Here is a 2,598-nt window from a genome sequence, read left to right on the forward strand (position 1 = left end):
AGCGTATCCAACACGATCCCGTCGAACAGTTTTGCCTACTACAAAGTCAGCTTGAAAGCCGGAGTGCAGTATATCTTCCGCTCTTCCTATGTGAGTGGGATGGTTCTGCAGGACGGTACGGGCATTGAAGTCAATAGTGCGCAAGCAACTTCATTGATTTATATCCCGGAAACAGACGGAACGTATTATTTGAAATTGAACTCCGGGAAGGATGTTAGGAGTCACACCATTTCAGCGGAGGTAGGGAACACCGTTCTGTTAATGGCTCCAAATTTTCTTACAGATACTTCACTTCGTTTGAACTGGAGCTTATCTGAGACAGAGAACATTCAGCAAGTTGAACTCTATCTGTCAAATAATTCAGGCACATCATTTGTCATGGATTCGTCTTCAAAAATAGCTGAAGTTAAAGATCCGACACAAACTAACTACACGGTCACGCAACTATTACCTGATAGTACGTACTATTTCAAAATTCGAGTTGTTTATAAGGACGGTAGAACACTAGCCTCTAATGAGGTATCTGCTGTAATACGTGGAAATACGGATGCACAGATGATTACCTATCAATATGATGCTGTCGGTAATATGATAGCTACCCGGGATCCGAACGGAAATACGACAACGTATGAATATGATGCCCTCAATAGGGTAGTGTCGGTTGTGAATGCAGATTCTTCTGCGGTAACCAATACGTATGATGCGATGGGCAGGCTTGTCTCTGTTGAAAACAGTATTGGGGCTACTGAGCAATACGAATACGATGTAATCGGTCGCCAGATCAAATATATCGATCCGGATGGAGGTGTCCTGGAGTGGAAGCACGATGCAGCTGGTCATGTTAGGAGTGAGACTGACCCAAACGGTCACGCTACGAACTTTGTTTACGATGCAATGGGAAGAACGACTAGCGTCATCAATCCGCAAGGAAGCGCTACACATTATAAATATGACGCTAATGATAACCTGGAGACAGTTACTGACCCGAATGGCAACAATACCTCTTATAGATATGATGGGTTGAACCGTCTAACATCCGTTATCGATCCGATGGGAAACACTACAACTATGGGATATGATGCGATTGGCAACAAAACGAGTCTCATACAACCTAATGGTTCGACCTGGAACTACACGTATAATGAAAGAAATCAACTGGAGAGCGTCACAGAACCCATCGGAGTAACGACAGCGGTTTATTATGATTTGTATGGAAGGATGCAAGCCACTGCTGACGGAAACAACCAGTTGACTTCATATGATTACGATGTATGGGGCAATATCGTGGTCGTGACGGATCCGTTAAATCAACAAACGCAGTATGTGTACGATGCTAATGGCAATGTGATTCGAATGATCGACCGTTCAGGTCGAACGACAAATTATGAATATGATGTGATGAATCGTCTGACTGCTGTTGAAGCACAAGACATAATGATCCGGTTTGGTTATGACGGCGCGGGACGCCGTATTCAAATGACCGATCAGACAGGGACGACAAATTATACGTATACAGCTGCCGGAAGGTTGAAGGAAAAGACGCTTCCTGATGCGAAGAAAATATCATACACTTACGATCCTGCAGGGCAACTGGTATCTACTATAGACTACACAGGAACCGTAGTGAGCAGAACCTATGATGATATCGGCCGGCTTACGCGTGTACAAGACGGTGAGGGGAGTTTTGCCGACTATACTTATGATGCAGGTGGGCGGTTAACACATGTAACCTTGCCAAATAACGTCATTACATCATATGCTTATGATCCAAACGACCGAGTTATTCAAATGACAACAACAAGACAGGGTTCGGATATTTTCAATCCCTATACGTACACGTATGATGTGGCGGGCAATATCACAAGTATGTCTGATCACCGTGGAACGTCAACCTATGCGTATGACGGAAATAACCGTTTGTTAAGGACGACTTCAGCAAACGGAACGCAGGTTGATTATAGGTATGACGGGGCGGGGAATCGATTAGCGGAATCGACGATGTTGCCAGGGCAACTGAAACAAACGCGTCTCTATAGCTACAATGCGCTAAATCAGTTAATTGGTCTTGCTGATGAGAACAAGAATACCGCATACACCTACGATCTTAACGGCAACTTGTTGGAAGATGGCAGATATCTATTTTCATATGACTCATTGAATCGTCTGCTTACGGTAACGGATAGCGTATATGATGCGATTTCCATTACTGATGCGGTATATGGCCAAATCTTCTATGAATATAACGGGGATGGTTTACGAATAGGGTCGATTATGGACGGGCAACGGATCAATTACTACTGGGATCAAGACCAAATCTCGCTAGAAACCGACGCAGCCGGGCAGATCATTGCATATAATACCTATGGTTTGCAGCGATTGGCTCGTATATTAGGACCAGGCTCGTCGGCCTATTTGCCAGATGGAGATAACCGGGCCTATTATTTATACGACGGACATGGCGATGTTCGAGGGATGATCGATCTGTTAGGCGAATTATTAGGGACATACGACTACGATCCATGGGGGAATATTACTAGTCAAATCGGAGAGATGGACAATCCGTTCCGGTACGCAGGCGAATACATGGATCCGACAGGT

Annotated in this window: 1 protein-coding gene; it reads left to right on the top strand. The window is 44.6% G+C overall.

Features of this window, described 5'->3' with window-relative positions; all coding sequences use genetic code 11:
* Positions 1 to 2,598, top strand: a 2,598-nt coding sequence (locus ACE3MQ_RS27235) for a fibronectin type III domain-containing protein (RefSeq protein ID WP_379398765.1), incomplete at both ends; no start/stop codon positions are given.

It is taken from the genome of Paenibacillus lentus, from assembly GCF_042714055.1.
GTDB classification, from domain to species: Bacteria; Bacillota; Bacilli; order Paenibacillales; family Paenibacillaceae; genus Fontibacillus; species Fontibacillus lentus_A.